This window comes from Sphingomonas asaccharolytica NBRC 15499, from assembly GCF_001598355.1.
Taxonomy (GTDB): Bacteria; Pseudomonadota; Alphaproteobacteria; order Sphingomonadales; family Sphingomonadaceae; genus Sphingomonas; species Sphingomonas asaccharolytica.
Window position 1 is genome coordinate 21,483 of record NZ_BCYU01000045.1, and the last position, 16,770, is coordinate 38,252.

General features: G+C 64.9%; 12 protein-coding genes. 7 read left to right on the top strand and 5 right to left on the bottom strand.

The annotated features are described in order from the left end of the window. Positions 1–206: 206 nt before the first annotated feature. The 3 genes from SAS01S_RS13085 to SAS01S_RS13095 all read left to right on the top strand — a co-directional run bounded on the left by SAS01S_RS13085 (position 207) and on the right by SAS01S_RS13095 (position 6,518). Positions 207–2,891 (top strand): TonB-dependent receptor domain-containing protein, encoded by a 2,685-nt coding sequence (locus SAS01S_RS13085; RefSeq protein WP_084238966.1) that lies wholly within the window; start codon positions 207–209, stop codon positions 2,889–2,891. Between the two features lie 66 nt (positions 2,892–2,957). Continuing rightward, a complete protein-coding gene (locus tag SAS01S_RS13090) occupies positions 2,958–4,997 on the top strand; it encodes a hypothetical protein (RefSeq protein ID WP_066808877.1) in 2,040 nt (679 codons plus the stop codon). Between the two features lie 21 nt (positions 4,998–5,018). Next, entirely contained in the window at positions 5,019–6,518 is a 1,500-nt protein-coding gene (locus SAS01S_RS13095; protein ID WP_066808879.1) for a tryptophan halogenase family protein, read from the top strand. Between the two features lie 39 nt (positions 6,519–6,557). On the opposite strand, the gene SAS01S_RS13100 is transcribed toward SAS01S_RS13095, so the two are convergent. After that, positions 6,558–7,745 carry an acetyl-CoA C-acyltransferase gene (locus SAS01S_RS13100; RefSeq protein ID WP_066808881.1) on the bottom strand — a complete coding sequence of 396 codons (1,188 nt, stop codon included), beginning with the start codon at positions 7,743–7,745 and terminating at the stop codon, positions 6,558–6,560. A gap of 117 nt (positions 7,746–7,862) precedes the next feature. On the opposite strand from SAS01S_RS13100, the gene SAS01S_RS13105 reads away from it, so the two are divergent. From SAS01S_RS13105 to SAS01S_RS13115, 3 genes are read left to right on the top strand one after another with little or no spacing between them, the layout of a single operon-like run. Further along, positions 7,863–8,117 (top strand): hypothetical protein, encoded by a 255-nt coding sequence (locus SAS01S_RS13105; protein ID WP_245656901.1) that lies wholly within the window; start codon positions 7,863–7,865, stop codon positions 8,115–8,117. 50 nt (positions 8,118–8,167) lie between these two features. Further along, positions 8,168–8,668: a hypothetical protein gene (locus SAS01S_RS13110; protein ID WP_066808884.1), complete on the top strand. Its 501-nt coding sequence runs from the start codon at positions 8,168–8,170 to the stop codon at positions 8,666–8,668. Between the two features lie 22 nt (positions 8,669–8,690). After that, positions 8,691–10,103: a coniferyl aldehyde dehydrogenase gene (locus tag SAS01S_RS13115; RefSeq protein WP_066808888.1), complete on the top strand. Its 1,413-nt coding sequence runs from the start codon at positions 8,691–8,693 to the stop codon at positions 10,101–10,103. A 213-nt stretch (positions 10,104–10,316) separates the two neighbouring features. Here SAS01S_RS13115 and SAS01S_RS13120 read toward each other — a convergent pair whose 3' ends face one another. The 4 genes from SAS01S_RS13120 to SAS01S_RS13135 form a co-directional block, all read right to left on the bottom strand. After that, positions 10,317–12,266 (bottom strand): hybrid sensor histidine kinase/response regulator, encoded by a 1,950-nt coding sequence (locus SAS01S_RS13120; protein WP_066808891.1) that lies wholly within the window; start codon positions 12,264–12,266, stop codon positions 10,317–10,319. Positions 12,267–12,362: 96 nt separating this feature from the next. Next, positions 12,363–13,571, bottom strand: coding sequence for an RNA polymerase sigma factor (locus SAS01S_RS13125; protein ID WP_066808893.1), 1,209 nt, complete (start codon positions 13,569–13,571; stop codon positions 12,363–12,365). Beyond that, positions 13,571–13,924 carry a YciI family protein gene (locus tag SAS01S_RS13130; protein ID WP_066808894.1) on the bottom strand — a complete coding sequence of 118 codons (354 nt, stop codon included), beginning with the start codon at positions 13,922–13,924 and terminating at the stop codon, positions 13,571–13,573. Before SAS01S_RS13130 ends, SAS01S_RS13125 begins: the two co-directional genes overlap by 1 nt. Positions 13,925–14,017: 93 nt before the next feature. After that, complete coding sequence (locus SAS01S_RS13135) at positions 14,018–15,664, bottom strand: ShlB/FhaC/HecB family hemolysin secretion/activation protein (RefSeq protein ID WP_169804952.1); 1,647 nt, start codon at positions 15,662–15,664, stop codon at positions 14,018–14,020. Positions 15,665–15,797: 133 nt separating this feature from the next. Here SAS01S_RS13135 and SAS01S_RS13140 point away from each other — a divergent pair. Beyond that, positions 15,798–16,770, top strand: a 973-nt coding sequence (locus SAS01S_RS13140) for a FecR domain-containing protein (RefSeq protein ID WP_169804953.1), incomplete at its 3' end; no start/stop codon positions are given.

Genomic DNA, 16,770 nt, shown 5'->3' on the forward strand with positions numbered 1-16,770 from the left:
GGGATTTGGTGCACAGCCGTCCGTCTGGCCTGACGCCGGCGCCACCGCTCTCGCGGTTCGTTCCTGCCGGCAATCGTTGCAGTGCGATTGCCGCTGCAATCGGCTGATTTCGTGGCGTAAAATCACTGGAATATCTGCTATTGAAATGAATTTCAGAAACGGATAGCGCCGCCGCCTTAACAGCGTAATGCGTAAGGGAGGATGTCATGTCTGGAGTTTTCAATCGCCTCGTGCCGGCGTCCATAACGGCTGTGCCGCGCGAAACGACGGGCAGCGGGCGCCTCCGACTCGGGCTCAAGGCCGCGCTGCTGGTCGGTTCGGCCGTCCTCCCGGCAACCGGCGCGATGGCGCAGCAGACGCCGCCGCAAACGCCGGATGCCACCCAGCCGGCGGCGCAATCGGCCGAGCCGACCACGCCCCCTAACACCGACGCGCGGTCGGACGGACAGACGCTCAACGACATCGTCGTGGTCGGCAACACGTCGGGCAAGCGTACCTTGTTCAACTCGTCGTCGGACGTGACGCTGGCCAATGCCGCCGACATCCAGCGCAAGGCGCCGCGCTCGACCGCCGAGGCGCTCGAACTCGTGCCCGGCATCTTCGTCGAGGGAACCGCCGGTGCGGTCTCCAATAATTATTCGGTGCGCGGCCTGCGCGGCGGTGCCCAGACCTTCATACAGCTCGAAGAAGACGGCATGCCGATCATCTACGGTGGGGGCGGGGCCGACGAATATTTCCAGAACGACATCACGATCGACCGGCTCGAGGCGGTCGAAGGCGGTACGTCGGGCGTGCTGGCGGTCAACGGCGCCGCGGCGACGATCAACTTCATTTCGCTCAAGCCGAGCTACGATCGCGCCACCGCGATGGCGCGCTTCACCGGTACCAGCTATGGCGAATTGCGCACCGACGGATATTTTTCGGCACCGCTTGCCGACAATGTCGCTTTCTCGGTCGGCGGCTATGTGACGTCGAACCCCGGGTTCCGCCGTTCCGATTTCGATTATACGACCTACCATTTCAAGGCGATGCTGGAGACCAAGTTCGCCGGCGGCGGCTTCCTGCGCTTCACCTTCAAGAAGGGCGACCAGCACGACGCTTATTATGCCGACATGCCGTTCACCTCGAACGGCGGCAAGATCGGCGACGTTCCCGGATTGAACGGACTGCGCGACAATATTGCCGGGCGCGCGTTCGGCCAGATCCTGGTGCCTGATTCATGCGCGACCGGCACCTGCCTCCGGCCGTTCAGCCTGGCCGACGGCATCCACACCCAGACGACCCAATATCGCATCGATCTCGAAAAGCCGATCACCGACAAGATCAGCGTCTTCGCCCGCGCGCGCTATCTGAAGTCGTCGTTCGACTTCAACGGCATCTTCCCCGGATCGAACGGGCAGCCGCCGGCCTCGGCGGTCACGTATCTGACGCAGGGCATCTCTCCGCTCGACCAGCCGGTGCGCGACGCCCAAGGCAATATTATTCAGCCGGGCTTTCTGACTCGTGGCGCGATGGCCTTCCCCGGAACGACGAGCTTCGGCATCCGCAACGTGGTGACGGGGCAGGTTATCCCGGTCAGCGATACCGCGACGCTCAACGCGCTCAACGGTAACGGTTTGCTGCAGCAGACGGTGCTCAACCACCAACGGCTCGACAGCAAGGATTTCGGCAGCGACTTCGGCGTGAAGTTCGACTTTGGCAGCGGCGCGATCGACAATTCGCTGACGATCGGCGGCATGTATTACAACGTCACCAAATATAACGATCAGTCCGCGACCGCGTCGCTGATCAACGACGTGACCAACGGCTCGAACATCTACGACGTGGTTGCGCTCAACGCCCAGAACAATGTCATCGGTCAGCTGACCAACAACGGCATGGTCAGCTATGGCGACTGGGGCCAGGGCATCTTCAAGGACAAGCTCGAATCGATTTCAGGCTATTTCAACGATGAGCTGAAGATCGGCGACAATCTCCATATCGACTTTGGCGCGCGCTACGAGCACGTCCACGACCGCGTCGATATGGGCAATTCCTACGCGGTCAATCCGCCGGTACCCGCGGGCACGCCGGGGATCATTCCTACACTTGGGCAGTCGTTCAACGGCACCTATACGCGCCAGGAAGGCAGCTACGATCACCTCGCGGCGACGGCGGGCATCAACTACACGCTGACGCGCAATTTCTCGGTCTATGCCCGCTATGCCCGCGGATTTCAGACCAGTGCTGGCGACAATGGCGGTATCCATCAGCCTGCCAACCTGACCCTGTACGAGGCCGGAGTTCGCTTCCAGTCACGCATGCTGGTCGGCTCGCTGGTCGCGTTCAAGACCGAGTTCCGCAACCAGGGCTATACGTTCCTCGACCCCAGCGACCCGACCAAGGTGTCCAACGCGACCGCCGACGACAATATCAAGGGTATCCAGCTCGATTTCGACCTCAAGCCGGTCGACTTCTTCAAGCTGTCGCTGTCGGGCGTGTATCAGGATCCCAAGCTGCAGAATTTGCGCTTCGACGGCACCGCGCAGCCGCAATATGAAGGGAATACGCCCGAACGGACGCCCAAGAAATTGCTGACCGTCACGCCGCAATTCATCCTGCCGGGCGGGCTGGGCGAGATTTACGGCCGGTACAAATATATCGGCAAGATCTACGCCGATGCCGGCAACGGCGTCGCGCTGCCCGCTTATGGCGTGTTCAGCGTTGGCGGCTCGATCAACCTGTCGTCCAAGATCAACCTCAATGTCAGTGTCGACAATCTGACCAATGTGCGCGGCTATACCGAGGGCAATCCGCGCCAGGGCCAGACGCAGTCGATCGTCAACGGCTATTTCTATGGCCGCGGTATCGTCGGGCGCAACGTTCTCGCCAGCATCACGGCGAAGTTCTGATAGGAAAAGGGGCGCGCCGGCCCGGGGCGCTCCCGGGCTGGCGTGATGTTGCACGAAGGACGAGTGATGCGGCTTCGATCGATTCTGCTCCTGGCGCTAGCCTGTGGCACCGCGCTGGGCGCCCGCACGACGCCGCGCGCCGATCCGGCATTCGTCCAGAAGGAAGGGCTGAACATCAACAGCTTCGTGCGCAAAGGACCGGTCGCTGCGCATATCGTGCTGCGGTCGGGAAGCGATCCGCGCCTGATCGTCGCCTTTCCGGCGGGGAATAGCGGGGTCGGCCTGTGGTTCGATCGCGTCCAGGGCGCGCCGCAATGGACGATGACCGCGCCGGCTGTGCCGGTGACCGTCATGGACGCCAAGGGACGACCGCTCCACGGCGTTTCCTTCACAGCCGGAATCCGCGCGCCGCGCCTCACTCCCAAACAGGCGGTGCTGTCGAGCGTGCGTGTGCTGCGCGATTATCAGGCGCTCGGCACCGCACCCGCCGAGCTGCTCAGCTCGGTCGCGGTGCGCGGCGATACCTTGATCTGGGCCCGCGATCGGCTCGATGGCGCACCCGGTTATCGCTTGAGCGTTCGGATCGTCGGCGGCCAATGGGATGGACATGGCATCGTCGCCGCGGCGGATGGCCGCATCGTCCTCGCGATCACCGCCGTGTCGGGCGAGACGCCGCTGACTCCGGTGCCGATCGCCGGACTGCTCACCGCGCAGGCCAATGCCGACGCCGGGGCGCGGCGGGCGCTCGAATTCTTGAGCTATCGCGAAAAGTTCCTCGCCGGGTCGTGGCGCTTCAATACCTATTTCGGTCGTGACACCTTGATGTCGGTACGCCTGCTGATGCCCGTATTGCTGCCGGCGGCGGTCGAGACGGGCCTGACCTCAGTGCTCGAACGGCTGTCTGACAAGGGGCAGGTCGCGCATGAGGAGGATATTGGCGAGTTCGCAATCCTCGATCATTTGAAGGAGGACAGCAAGTCGGACGCGCCGACCTACAATTACAACATGATCGACGGCGACTTCATGCTCGCGCCGGTCGCGCGTGCCTGGCTGATCGACGATCCGCGCGGGCGAGCGCGGGCCGCTGCCTTCCTGGCCCAACGGCACGGCAAGGAACGCGCGGGCGACGCGCTGATGCGCAATCTGCGCTACGTCCTGCGCCGCGCGCGGCCCTTTGCGCAAAACCCCGCGCCGACCAATCTGATATCGCTCAATCCAGGCATGGACGCCGGCGAGTGGCGCGACAGCAATGATGGGCTGGGGGGTGGTCGGTTCCCCTATGACGTCAACGCGATCTTTGTCCCGGCCGCGCTCGATGCTGCGGCAGCCATGGACCGCGCTGGCCTGCTCACGCCCTATATGACGTCGGACGACCGGGAGGACTTTAGCCGGTTGTCGGAGGTCGAGGCGGCTTGGCGGTCCCGCACGCCGGGCCTGTTCGCGATGACGATTCCGGCCGCGCGGGCGCGTGCCGCGATCACCGCTTACGCCGCGCAGGCCGGCGTGCCCGCCACGGCGGCGCTTCAGGCGGTCGACCCAGCCGGGCTGCGTTTCAACGCAATCGCGCTCGATGCCGAGGGCGCGCCCGTACCGATCGAGAATTCGGACGAGGGTTTCGCCCTGCTGTTCGGCCATCCCGACGATGCTGCGCTGGCGACCGCTGCGGAAGTGATCGGCAAGCCGTTCCCGGCGGGGCTGATGACGGGGGCCGGCATGCTGGTCGCCAATCCCGCTTTCGCGCCAGATTCGCTCGCGGCGAAATTCGGGCCCAACGCCTATCACGGCACCGTGATCTGGTCGTGGCAACAAGCGCTCGCCGCGGCCGGGCTCGAGCGACAATTGGCACGCGCCGACATATCGCCTGGCGTCCGCTCGAAGCTCAGAGCAACGCAGCAATGCCTATGGCGCGCCATCGCCGCCACGCGCCAAGTCCAGAGCTCCGAACTATGGTCGTGGCGCTATGCCGAGGGCCGCTACGAGGTCGCTGCGTTCGGTGCCAGCGGGCGCGATGCCGACGAATCCAACGCCGCGCAATTGTGGAGCACGGTCTATCTCGCGCTCAAGCGCCCGGCGCAGGACGGTGGCGTCGCCTGTCCAGCCAAGTGATCGCCGGCTAAGGTCGCGGGCATGGGCGAAATGAGCATCGAGCAGATCGTCATCCTGGGCGGCGGTACCGCCGGCTGGATGACCGCGGCTGCATTGAGCCGCGCGCTGCAGGGGTCGGGCCGCGGGATCACGCTGGTCGAATCCGACGAGATCGGGACGATCGGCGTCGGCGAGGCGACGATCCCGACGATTCACTGGTTCAACCAGATCGTCGGGCTCGACGAGGCCGAGTTCATCCGCGAGACCAAGGCGACCTATAAACTCGGCGTCCAGTTCGCTGGCTGGAATGGCGACGGCAGCGCGTATCTCCATCCGTTCGGCACCTTCGGTCCACCCGGCGACGGGGTGATGTTCCTGCATCGGCTAATCCGCGCGCGCCTGGGCGGGATGGCGGCGGCGACCGAGGATTTTTCGCTGACGACGCAAGCCGCACGAGCCGGGCGGTTCGACAAGCCGGTCGGCGATCCGCGATCCATGCGGTCGACCCTGGGCTATGCCTATCATTTCGACGCCGGCCTCTATGCCCGCTATCTGCGTCGCCATGCGGAGACGCTTGGCGTGGTGCGGATCGAGGGCAAGGTCGCCCGGATCGATCAGGACCCGGAAAGCGGCTGCATCACGCGCATGGTCACGGAGCGCGGTGACGAAGTGGCCGGCCAACTCTTCATTGACTGTTCGGGATTGCGCGGGCTGCTGATCGAGCAGTCGTTGGGCGCAGGGTTCGAGGATTGGAGCGGCTGGCTGCCCTGCGATCGCGCCTGGGCAGTGCCGAGTCCGGTCGAGACCGACGTCATCCCTTATACGCGCGCGACCGCGGCGGAAGCGGGCTGGCGCTGGCGCATCCCGCTCCAGCACCGAACCGGCAACGGCTATGTCTATGCGAGCCGGTTCCAGGACGACGATAGCGCGCGCCAATCGCTGCTCGATGCGCTGGGCGAGGAGCCGATCGCCGAGCCGCGCCTGATCCGCTTTCTGCCCGGCAAGCGCAAGCGTTCCTGGGTCAAGAACGTGGTTGCGATCGGCCTGTCGAGCGGGTTCCTCGAACCGCTCGAATCGACCAGCATCCACCTGATCCAGAGCGGCATCGCCAAGCTGCTCGCCTTGTTTCCGCGCAGGGGTGACGACCCTTTGGTCGCCGAGCAGTTCGACCGCGTATTCGGGCAGGAAATGCTCGATGTCCGCGACTTCCTGGTGCTGCATTACAAGATGACGGCCGGTCGCGACGAGCCGCTGTGGCGCTATTGCCAGGCCATGCCGATCCCCGACACGCTCGTTTATCGTATCGACCAGTTTCGGGCATCGGGACGGCTCGTCCTGTCGAGCGACGAACTGTTCCGCGACGCCAGCTGGTTTGCGGTGATGGACGGGCAGGGAATCCGCCCGGCCGACTATAATCCGATGATCGAAACGCTGAGCGAGACCGATAATCGACGTCATGTCGAAGCGGTGCGCGCCGCGATCGCCCAGGCGGCGGCACAATTGCCCCCGCTGCCGCTGCCCGCCGACATGGGCAGGATCTGACGCGATCCTGCGCGGCCCGCAGGACCGGCTCGTGGCAGATCAGTTGATCAGTTCGACCGCCACCGCCGTGGCCTCGCCGCCGCCGATGCACAGCGACGCCATGCCGCGCTTGAGGCCGCGCGTCTGAAGCGCCGATATCAACGTTGTCAGGATCCGCGCGCCGCTGGCGCCGATCGGATGGCCGAGCGCGCAGGCGCCGCCGTTGACGTTGATCTTGTCGTGCGGGATGCCGAGGTCGTGCATCGCGATCATCGCGACGATCGCGAACGCCTCGTTGACCTCGAACAAGTCGACATCGGCGACGCTCCAGCCGGCCTTGTCGAGCGCCTTCTGCATTGCCGCGACAGGAGCGGTGGTGAATTTGGCGGGGGCGTGGGCGTGCGCGGCCTGGGCCACGATCCGCGCGACCGGCTTCTTGCCGAGCTTGTCGGCAACTGAGGCGCGCGTCAGCACCAGCGCGGCGGCGCCGTCGGAAATCGACGACGCATTGGCCGCGGTGATCGTGCCGTCCTTGGCGAAAGCGGGCTTGAGCGTGGGGATTTTCGACGGGTCAGCCTTGGCCGGCTGTTCGTCGAGCGTGACCGTGTCGGTGCCCTTGCGGCCGACCACCTCGACCGCGACGATCTCGCGCGCGAATGCGCCGGATTTCTGTGCGGCCTGCGCGCGCTCGAGGCTGGCGATCGCGTAATCGTCCTGCGCGGCGCGGGTGAACTGATATTCTTGTGCCGTCTCTTCGGCGAAGGCGCCCATCAGCTTGCCGGGCTCATAGGCGTCTTCGAGCCCGTCGAGATACATATGGTCCTTGAGCACGTCGTGGCCGATCCGCGCGCCGCCGCGATGGCGCATTGAGAGGTACGGCGCATTGGTCATGCTCTCCATGCCACCGACGACGATCAGGTCGACCGACCCGGCGGCGAGCGCCTCGCTGCCCATGATCGTTGCCTGCATACCCGATCCGCACATCTTGTTGACCGTGGTCGCCTCGACATGGTCGCCCAAGCCCGCGTTGATCGCCGCCTGGCGCGCCGGCGCCTGGCCGAGCCCGGCGGGGAGCACGCAGCCCATATAGATGCGCTCGATGTCTTTCGGGTCGACGCCGGCTCGGTCGACCGCGCCCTTGACCGCGGTCGCGCCCAACTGGGTGGCACTGGCGCCGGTCAGCGTGCCCTGGAAGCTCCCCATCGGCGTGCGGGCGTAGGACAGGATGACGATCGGGTCGGCGGTCATGAAGAAACTCCGGAAAGGATGCTGACGGCGATCTAGGCGCGCGTGTCGGCGAATTCAAATTGCGGACCTTGCTTTGCGGCAATTCCGACTTGCCGTTCGTTCGCTAGGGGAATGACCATGGAAACCCTCATCACCGCGATCAAATGGGTCGCCTCGATCAGCGGGATCGTCGCTGCCTTGATGGTATCGCTCGATTCTGGCCGGCGCGTGACGGGCTGGGGATTCGTCATTTTCAGCGGCTCGGCGTTGTGCTGGCTGGCCGGCTCGGTGCTGTCGCGCGACGGTGCGCTGGGGACGCAGAATGTCGCGCTGTTCGCGATCGATGTCTTCGGCGTCTATCGCTACCTGATCCGCAAGAAGGCTGTCGGCTGACCGCGATCCGCGCTTACCCTTAACGTCAACCCGTGATAGCAACCGTGGCGATGAGGACGTTGCTGCTCGCTTTGCTGATAACGGCCGCACCAGTCGCGGCGCAGGATAATGCGCTGCCAAAGCCGGCCTCGACGCCGTCGTCCGCGCCGCAGATCATCGAGCCGCTCGTCTCTTCGGTCGACGGCCTGCCGATCAGTGCGCTGCCGCCGCAGCGATTGCCCGCCAAAGGCTGCGCGGCGTTCCTGTGGACGCGGACGCCGAGCATGGCGCTGGTCGCAATGGCGACCACCGATCCCGCGTCGCTGCGCCTGACGATCGACGGCAAAGTGACCGACCTTCCGATCAGCGCGCAGAATGGAATCGGTGGCCTAGGCTACTCGCAGATCACCGAATATCGCGGCAAAGGCACCACAGCGACCTTGCAAATTGTCGTGAAGACCGACGCCAGCATGCCGAAAAGCGGGTCAATTTCGGACGCTACGCTGCGGATCGATCGCGCGGGCCGAGCCAGCGTCGTAATACCGGTCGCCGGAGCGATCGGCTGCGCTTGAAATATCGGGGAGGAAAGATGCGATGACGATGCACGACATCCTGGCGGCGCAACGCGCGGCGTTCATGGCCGAGTTGCCGGTGAGCCTGACCGTGCGCAAGGACCGGCTGAAGCGCGCCGCCGCGATGATCGCTGACCATGCGGATCGCTTTTGCGACGCGTTGAGCGAGGATTTCGGGCATCGCAGCCGCGAGCAGTCGATGCTGACCGACATCGCCGCTTCGGTCGCGCCGCTCAAACACGCGTTGAAGCATGTCGACCGCTGGTCGCGTCCCGAGCGCCGTCCGGTCACCGCGCCGCTCGGCCTGCTCGGTGGCAAGGGGTGGATCGAGTTCCAGCCCAAGGGCGTGGTCGGCGTGATTTCGCCGTGGAATTTCCCGGTGAACCTGATCATGGCGCCGTTGGCTGGCGTGTTCGCGGCGGGCAACCGCGCGATGGTCAAGACCAGCGAGTTCACGCCGCGCGTCGCGGCCTTGTTCGAGGAGATCTGCCCGACCTATTTCGCCGCCGATGAGCTCGCCTTCGTGTCGGGCGGGCCTGAGGTCGGCAAGGAGTTTTCGGGCCTGGCGTTCGATCACCTGATCTTCACGGGCGCGACCGGGATCGGCCGGCACATCTTGCACGCCGCGGCGGACAATCTGACGCCGGTGACGCTAGAGCTCGGCGGCAAGTCGCCGGTGATCTTCGGACGGTCCGCCGACATCAAGCGCGGCACCGAGCGGGTGGCGATCGGCAAGATGCTCAATGCCGGGCAGATCTGCCTGGCGCCCGATTACATGCTGGTCCCGGCGGACCAGGAACAGGCGGTGGTCGACGGCCTCAAGCAATCGGTGTCGGCGATGTATCCGACCCTGCTCGCCAATCCCGATTACACCTCGATCATCAACGATCGCCATCATCAGCGGCTGCAGGACTGGCTGGAGGATGCCCGCGCCAAGGGCGCGACGATCGAGACGGTCAATCCGGCGAACGAGGATTTCGCCGCCTCGAACAGCCGCAAGATGCCGCTCCACATCATCCGCGATGCGACCGACGATATGATTGTGATGCAGGAGGAGATTTTCGGGCCGATCCTGCCGGTGCGGCGCTATGACGATATCGACGGCGCGATCGCCGAGGTGAATCGCCGCGACCGTCCGCTCGGCCTCTATTATTTCGGCAGCGACGACAAGGAACGCCGCCGCGTGCTCGATCGCACGATCTCGGGCGGTGTGACCTTGGACGACGTGATCTTCCACATCTCCAACGAGGAATTGCCGTTCGGCGGGATCGGCCCGTCGGGGATGGGCGCCTATCACGGGCATGACGGGTTTAGGACCTTCAGCCACGCCAAGGCGGTGTACCGTCAGGCGCGCTTCGACATCGCCAAGCTGGCCGGATTGAAGCCGCCTTACGGCAAGGCGACGATGGCCTCAGCCAAGCGGCAGATGAAATAAGCTATTGAATTAGATTGGACAAAACAGGGGCCGCCCAAAGGCGGCCCCAAGTGATGCTGCTGTTTGCCAAAGCAGTGTGGCCGACATGGCCGGAAACGTAACGATCTGCAATATGCCCGGCGGGCCAGCATACCCATTTCGAGCCTTGGCAAAGCAATACATGCTGCCAAAGATGGTTATCGGACTTCGTCAGTCAGAGCCAAGACTCGACCGTCAGGCCGGTTGCCACACCTCTTCCGTTTCTATTTTGCGGATCGCTGCGGCGAGTTGCGCCTGGCCGAACGGTTTGGACAGCTTGACGACGCTGGAAAGAGTTGCCCCTGGCAGCTCGCCATAACCGGACGCGAGGATGATCGGCAGGTCTGGCGCGATCTCACGTATTTTCTCGATCAATTGCGTACCGACCATACCCGGCATGGCCTGGTCGGTGATCAGCAGGTCGAATGCGGATCCGTCCTTGAACAACGCCAACGCCTCGACCGCCGAACTGGCTTCAGTCACGACATACCCCATGTCCTCGAGCAAGGCAGCGGTATTCATCACGACGAGACTGTCATCGTCGACCACGAGGACGCGGAGGTCGCGCGGCTGGTCGATCCTCTCGGGCGGAGGCGCCGGTACGATGGCGGCATCTTGGCGTATGTCGGTCACCGGCAGCCACAGCTCAGCCGTGGTTCCATGCCCAACCACACTGTGCAGCACGAGCTCGCCTTTCATTTGCTCGGCAAGGCCATGGATCATCGACAGACCGAGCCCGGTTCCCTTGCCCACGCCCTTGGTCGTGAAGAACGGCTCGGTCGCACGCGCCAAGGTGGCGGCATCCATGCCTGTGCCGGTGTCGATCACCGCGAGCTTCACGTACCGGCCAGGAGCGAGTCCGTCGATTGTCCGCTCCTCGACCGCGGCCTCGCCAGCGGCGATCGAAATGGCACCGCCGTCGGGCATAGAATCGCGAGCATTCACGGCGAGATTGAGCAAGGCCATTTCGAGTTGGTTTGCGTCCGCGAGCACCCAGGGAAGCGATAGCGGGAATTGCAGTCCGATCGGGTGCGACGGACCGAGCGTGCGCTGGAGGAGGTCGTTCATGCCGCGGACTAGTCCTGGCACGTCGACGGGTTCCGGATTGAGCTCCTGACGCCGTGCGAAGGCGAGCATACGCTGTGTCAGCGCGGCGCCCCGCTCGGCACCTTGCCGGGCATTGTCGATCAACCGTTGCGTCGACGCGTCACCCGAAACGCGCCGCTCAAGGAGCGTCAGACTGCTGAGGATGGCCATCAGCAAATTGTTGAAATCATGCGCCACGCCGCCGGTCAGTTGACCGATTGCTTCCATCTTCTGCGACTGAAACAGCGCCTCGCGCGCGAGATCGAGCTTGCGCTGCGCATCCTCTCGTTCGGTCACGTCGCGCGTGACCTTCGCGTAACCGATGAGTTCGCCTTTGTCGCCCAGAATGGGGTCGAGTACCACGCTGGCGCGAAACCGGCTGCCATCCTTGCGAACGCGCCACCCCTCCGCGGCGAAGCGGCCTTGCTCGCGCGCGATCGACATCGCCCGCTCGGGCTCGCCGGCCAGGCGATCCTCGTCGGTGTAGAAGCGCGAGAAATGGGAGCCGATTATATCGGCCGGCGTATAGCCCTTGATCCGTTCGGCGCCCGAATTCCAACTGGCGACGTGACCCTGGGGATCGAGGCGATAGATCGCATAGTCGGTGACGCTCTGGACCAGCAGCCGGAATTGCTCCTCGCTCTGGCGCAGCGACTCGGCGGCGGCGCGGCGTTCGGTGAGGTCTCGGGTGATCTTGGCGAAACCGATCAGCGTGCCGTCCTTCGCCCAGATAGGGTCGATGACGACGTGTGCCCAGAACCGCTGACCATCCTTGCGAATTCGCCAGCCTTCTTGCTCGAACTTGCCTTCGGTGCGGGCTATGGACAGCGCGCGCGCCGGCAAGCCGTTGCCACGATCTTCGGGTGAATAGAAACGCGAGAAATGCTGGCCGACGATTTCATCGGCAGTGTAGCCCTTGAAACGTTGCGCGCCCGCATTCCAGTTGGTGACGATCCCGTCGGGATCGAGCATGTAGATCGCATAGTCGGTAATCGCGTCAACCAGCAGGCGGTATCGATCGTTTTCCGAATTCGCGGTGTGACGTTCTTCGCGATTCACCCGACCCCCTTTGTGGTGCCGTGCCTGTGGCACGTAAGCTAAGTTCAACCGCGCGGCACGCCAAAGGTTCCCGATCCGTTCATCGCGAGAGCCGCTTCAATCCATGCATTTGGACCGGCGGCGGTCGAGCCAGCGACGCTCCGCGCCCGCCGGTGCGAGGGCAAGGGCAGCATCATAGGCGCGGCGGGCGGCATCGGTGAGTCCGAGCCGCGCCAGTAGATCGACGCGCAAGGCGTGATAGGGAAGGTAACCAGCCAGGCCGGCATGGTTGAGCGCATCGACCTCCTCGAGCGCGATCGCCGGTCCACGCACTTCGGCCAATGCTACCGCCCGGTTGAGGCGGGTAACCGGATCGTCACGGCAGGCGAGCAGCGCGTCATAAAGGGTCAGGATCGCGGGCCAGGGAGCGGGATCGGCTAGTGACGCCCGCGCACACCATTCGGCATGGATCAGCGCCTGGATACCGCGCGCTCCCAACGCGCGGTTCAGCACGCCGGCGAGATAGCGGCGGCCTTCGGTGATCAGCTGCGCGTCCCACTGTATCGGGTCCTGATCGGCAAGCGGCACCATCATGCCCTCGGCATCGACCCGCGCCGGCCGGCGCGCCTCGGCGAAACGGACGGTTGCGGCGAGTGCCTGAACTTCGGATTCGGTCGGGAGCATCGCCGCGAGTGCCGCCGTGATCCCCAGCATCTCTTCGGCATAGCCGGCATGGCGTCCGGTTCCGGCGCCGTCGGCATGCGCATGGGCATAGGCGACCTCCAATGTCGACAGCACGGCATCGAGCCGCTCGCCCCAATGATCGGGGCCGGGCACTTCGAACGGCACGCCGGCATCGGCGATCTTGCGCTTGGCGCGGGTCAGCCGCTGCAGCAATGCGGGTTCGGCGATCAGGAAACCGCGCGCGATCTCCTGCGCCGACAGGCCGCACACCAGCCTGAGCGTGAGCGCGGCGCGCGCGTCGGGATGGATTGCGGGGTGGCAGCAGACGAAGATCAGCCGCAACCGTTCGTCGGGGATCAGCGGCGTGGCGGTCATCAACTCCTCCACGGTCGGTTCGGGCTCCGGCTCGGGCAGGGCGGTCGCATGGCGTACCGCGCTGCGCCGCAAGCTATCGAGCGCTACGCGGGTCGCGACGCGATAGAGCCAGCCGGCCGGATTGGCCGGCGGAGCGTCGGCCCAGGCGGAGAGCGCCCGCGCGCACGCCTCCGCCAGCGCTTCCTCGGCAAGGTCGAGGTCGCGGAAGCGGGCGGCGAGCGCGGCGGTGATCCGCCCGCCATCCGCCCGCAGCACCGCCTCGATCATCACTTGCCCGGCGGGTGGAGCAATGGTCGGATCTCGATCGAGCCATCGAAGCGGACAGGCACGCGGCGCGCGACCGCGATCGCGTCGTCCAGATTGTCCGCCTCGATCACGTAATAGCCGCCGAGTTGTTCACGCGTTTCGGCGAAGGGGCCATCATGGATCGTCTGCTTGCCGTTTACGGTCCGCACTGTCGTCGCCGCGGAGGTCATCGCCAGGCCAGCGCCGGTCTTGTACTGGTCGCCCAGGTCGCTGACGAGGTCCCAGTGCTTGGCGACGATCGCCTGCATCTCAGGCGTATCGTTCTTATCGCCATAGACGCTCTCGTCTTCGTAGATCAGGATCATGTAATGCATCTTATATCTCCCGCGACCGCCGGAATGCGATCGTACCGCGGAGACGCGCGAGGGGGAGCGGATTCGACAGGCGCAATATTATTTTTTCTGGTCTTAGAATGCGGTCGAAAGACCCAGATTGATCCGCGGCTGGCGGTTGCCGGTGTCGTAGCGTGGCCCGGTCAGCGGCACGGCAACCTCGGCAGTCGCGCCGATCGCGTGCGAGATGTCGACGCGCAGTCCCCCGCCGGCTGAGGCGAGCGATCCGCCGCCTGTTCCGTTCGACAGGTTGCGGACCACGCCACCATCGCCGAAAGCATAGAATTGCGCGCGATCGACGATGCCGAGCGGTTGTTTGACGTCATAACGCAGTTCGGCCGAGCCCATCGCGCCCTCGTCGCCTGAGCGTTCGCTCCAATCGTACCCGCGCAGGAACGAGCGGCCTCCCAAAGCGACTTCCTCCCCGATCAGCAACGGCTGCGACGCGATTTGGCCGTTGCCGGCCAACCGAATGCTGAATCCCGATCCAAAAGTCCGCGTCCATTCCAGCCATAGATTGGCCGAGGTGAATGTGCCGTCGGCGTCGGACCGGGATGCTAGTGGGTCGCCCGGATCGGTCGCATCGAACAGGTCCAGACCTTGCGACACCAACGCATTGAAGCGAAGCCGGCCACCGAACAGGTCGTCATAGCCATAGAGCCCCGCGCGTAGCAGGGTTTCGCGGTCGCGACGCACGTCCCGCCCGCCGCGGCGTTGGGTCAGATTATTGACCTCGAGCGAAGCGGTCAGCCAGATGCTCGACCGCCGCCGGCGGTGGAGCGGCTGGAGCAAGCCGATCGATTGCGACCAGCTACGCCCCAATATCTCGTAGCCCGACAAATACGAACCCGGCTGCACGCTCGACCAGCTTGAGGCCAGCGACAATTCGGTGCCGCCGGAGTTCAGCCGCTTCTGATAGCGAAGCCGGGCATATTGCAGTTCCTTTGGCTCGAACAACGCGCTCGAATAGGCGACGCTGAGCGCATCGTCGGCGAAGACGAGTTGCGAGATCATCGCTTCTATATGGATCTCCACCGGACCGACCGGCCGTGTGCCGTCGTTGCGGATCGCAACCCTGAGCGAGGCGCTGTCCTGCGCGACGCGGACCACCAGAACCCCACGATTGCCGTCATGAACCAGCCGCGTCTGCCGAATGCGAATCCCATCGATATCGCCGGCGATAAGCAAGTGGCGCTGAAGCTCGTTCAATGTCACCGGCTTCCCGTCGGCGAGAGGCGCAAGCGCCGCGCGGACGGCAGCATTGTCGCTGCCCTCCAGATCGATTCGGTCGATACGTCCCTCGTCGACTTCAACCACCAGCACGCCGGCGGCGAGGCGTTGCGGCGCGATCCGGGCGGACGCGAAGACATAGCCGCGGTCACGGGCGCGACCAGCGATGCGATCAGTCAGCATCGCCAGGTCGGCTGGTTGCAAGGTGCGGCCGACATAATCGCCCAATACGTCGCTGAATTGTTCGGGCGTGAGCGCGGTAAGGCCGGACAGTGAGATCGCGCCAACCAAGATTTCACCGCGGACGGCTGGCGATTCGATCGGCGTGCCGGGAACGATTCCGAAATCTGGAGGAGGGGGCGTGGGCTCGGGCGCGCTGTCGGGTTGGCGGGTCGACGGCGCGACGCGGTCGAGCGCCGATTGCGCACAAGCGGGTTGCGCCAAAAACGCGACAACCGCCAGCCATCCCCCCGCTAAGATCCGATACGTCACCCGTGCCTCCACGGGAAGCGCTTTAGAGGGCAAGGGGTTACGAAACGGTCAAAAGTTCGTGGCGTCTTAACCTTGATCCCTAAGTCGGCTGCAAAACCTTCGCGGTATCGCGGCGACAAAAGGGGATAGCCGCATGAACGTTTTCGCGAAGGCCGCAATGCGCTCGCTAGCACTGTGCCTCGCCACTCCGGCCTGGGCGCAGAGCGCCGATTGGACGGTTAGCGAGGCGAGTGGGCGCGTGGTCGTGCGCGACGCCGCCGGCGATCATCCGGTCGTCCGTGGGACGGCGATTCGGGCCGGTACCACGCTGCTGACCGGCGTTTCATCGCGCGCCGTGTTGGTGCGCGGAGAGGATTTCGTGACCGTGTCGGCTGCGAGTCGCATCCGCGTCCCTGACGCCAAGGCGCCCGGTATGGTGCAGATGTTCCTGGAATGGGGGACCGGCCTGTTCAAGGTCAAGCATACTGACAAACCGCATTTCGGCGTTCAGACTCCGTATCTGGCGGCGGTCGTGAAGGGCACGACCTTCACCGTGACGGTCGGCCAGGACGGCACGTCCCTGCAGGTCATCGATGGCGCGGTCGGTGTCGCGACAATCGACGGCGGCGCCAACGAATTGATTCGCCCCGGCATGGTCGCGATGATCAGCTCGGGCGACCGCTATCGGCTGTCGGTCCAGGGCCAGCAGAGCCGGGTGATCGATTCACCGCAGCGCGAAACCGCGCCAGCGGGCCCGTCATCCGAAGCACCGCCTGCGCCGAAGACAGGTGAAACCAACAAGGGCGACGATGTGCCCAAGGCTGCGGATGCAGGTCCGCAAAAAGGGCAGGATGATTTCGCTTGGAGCGATGTCTCCGACAGCGTGATTATCCAGCCGATTGAAGCCAAGCCGGTCGATATCGGCGCCGCCACTGGCGGGCTGGTCAGCAACGACGGCAACAGCAGCACCTCGGTTGCGGTGGTCGCGGTCGTGCCGGTGGCGCGCGGCAAGGATGGCGGCGACGGCGCGGGTGCCGGCAAAGGCTCCGGCGACGATGGTAAGAGCACGGCCCCCGGCGGCAAGGGCTCGGGCGATGACAAGGGTGCCGAACCCGGCAAGGGCTCCG

Coding starts and splice junctions, on each gene's coding strand:
- SAS01S_RS13105 (WP_245656901.1), top strand. CDS start 7,863: ATGGAAACCCTCATCACCGCGATCAAATGGGTCGCCTCGATCAGCGGG.
- SAS01S_RS13085 (WP_084238966.1), top strand. CDS start 207: ATGTCTGGAGTTTTCAATCGCCTCGTGCCGGCGTCCATAACGGCTGTG.
- SAS01S_RS13110 (WP_066808884.1), top strand. CDS start 8,168: ATGAGGACGTTGCTGCTCGCTTTGCTGATAACGGCCGCACCAGTCGCG.
- SAS01S_RS13095 (WP_066808879.1), top strand. CDS start 5,019: ATGGGCGAAATGAGCATCGAGCAGATCGTCATCCTGGGCGGCGGTACC.
- SAS01S_RS13115 (WP_066808888.1), top strand. CDS start 8,691: ATGACGATGCACGACATCCTGGCGGCGCAACGCGCGGCGTTCATGGCC.
- SAS01S_RS13125 (WP_066808893.1), bottom strand. CDS start 13,571: ATGATCGAGGCGGTGCTGCGGGCGGATGGCGGGCGGATCACCGCCGCG.
- SAS01S_RS13100 (WP_066808881.1), bottom strand. CDS start 7,745: ATGACCGCCGACCCGATCGTCATCCTGTCCTACGCCCGCACGCCGATG.
- SAS01S_RS13090 (WP_066808877.1), top strand. CDS start 2,958: ATGCGGCTTCGATCGATTCTGCTCCTGGCGCTAGCCTGTGGCACCGCG.
- SAS01S_RS13130 (WP_066808894.1), bottom strand. CDS start 13,924: ATGCATTACATGATCCTGATCTACGAAGACGAGAGCGTCTATGGCGAT.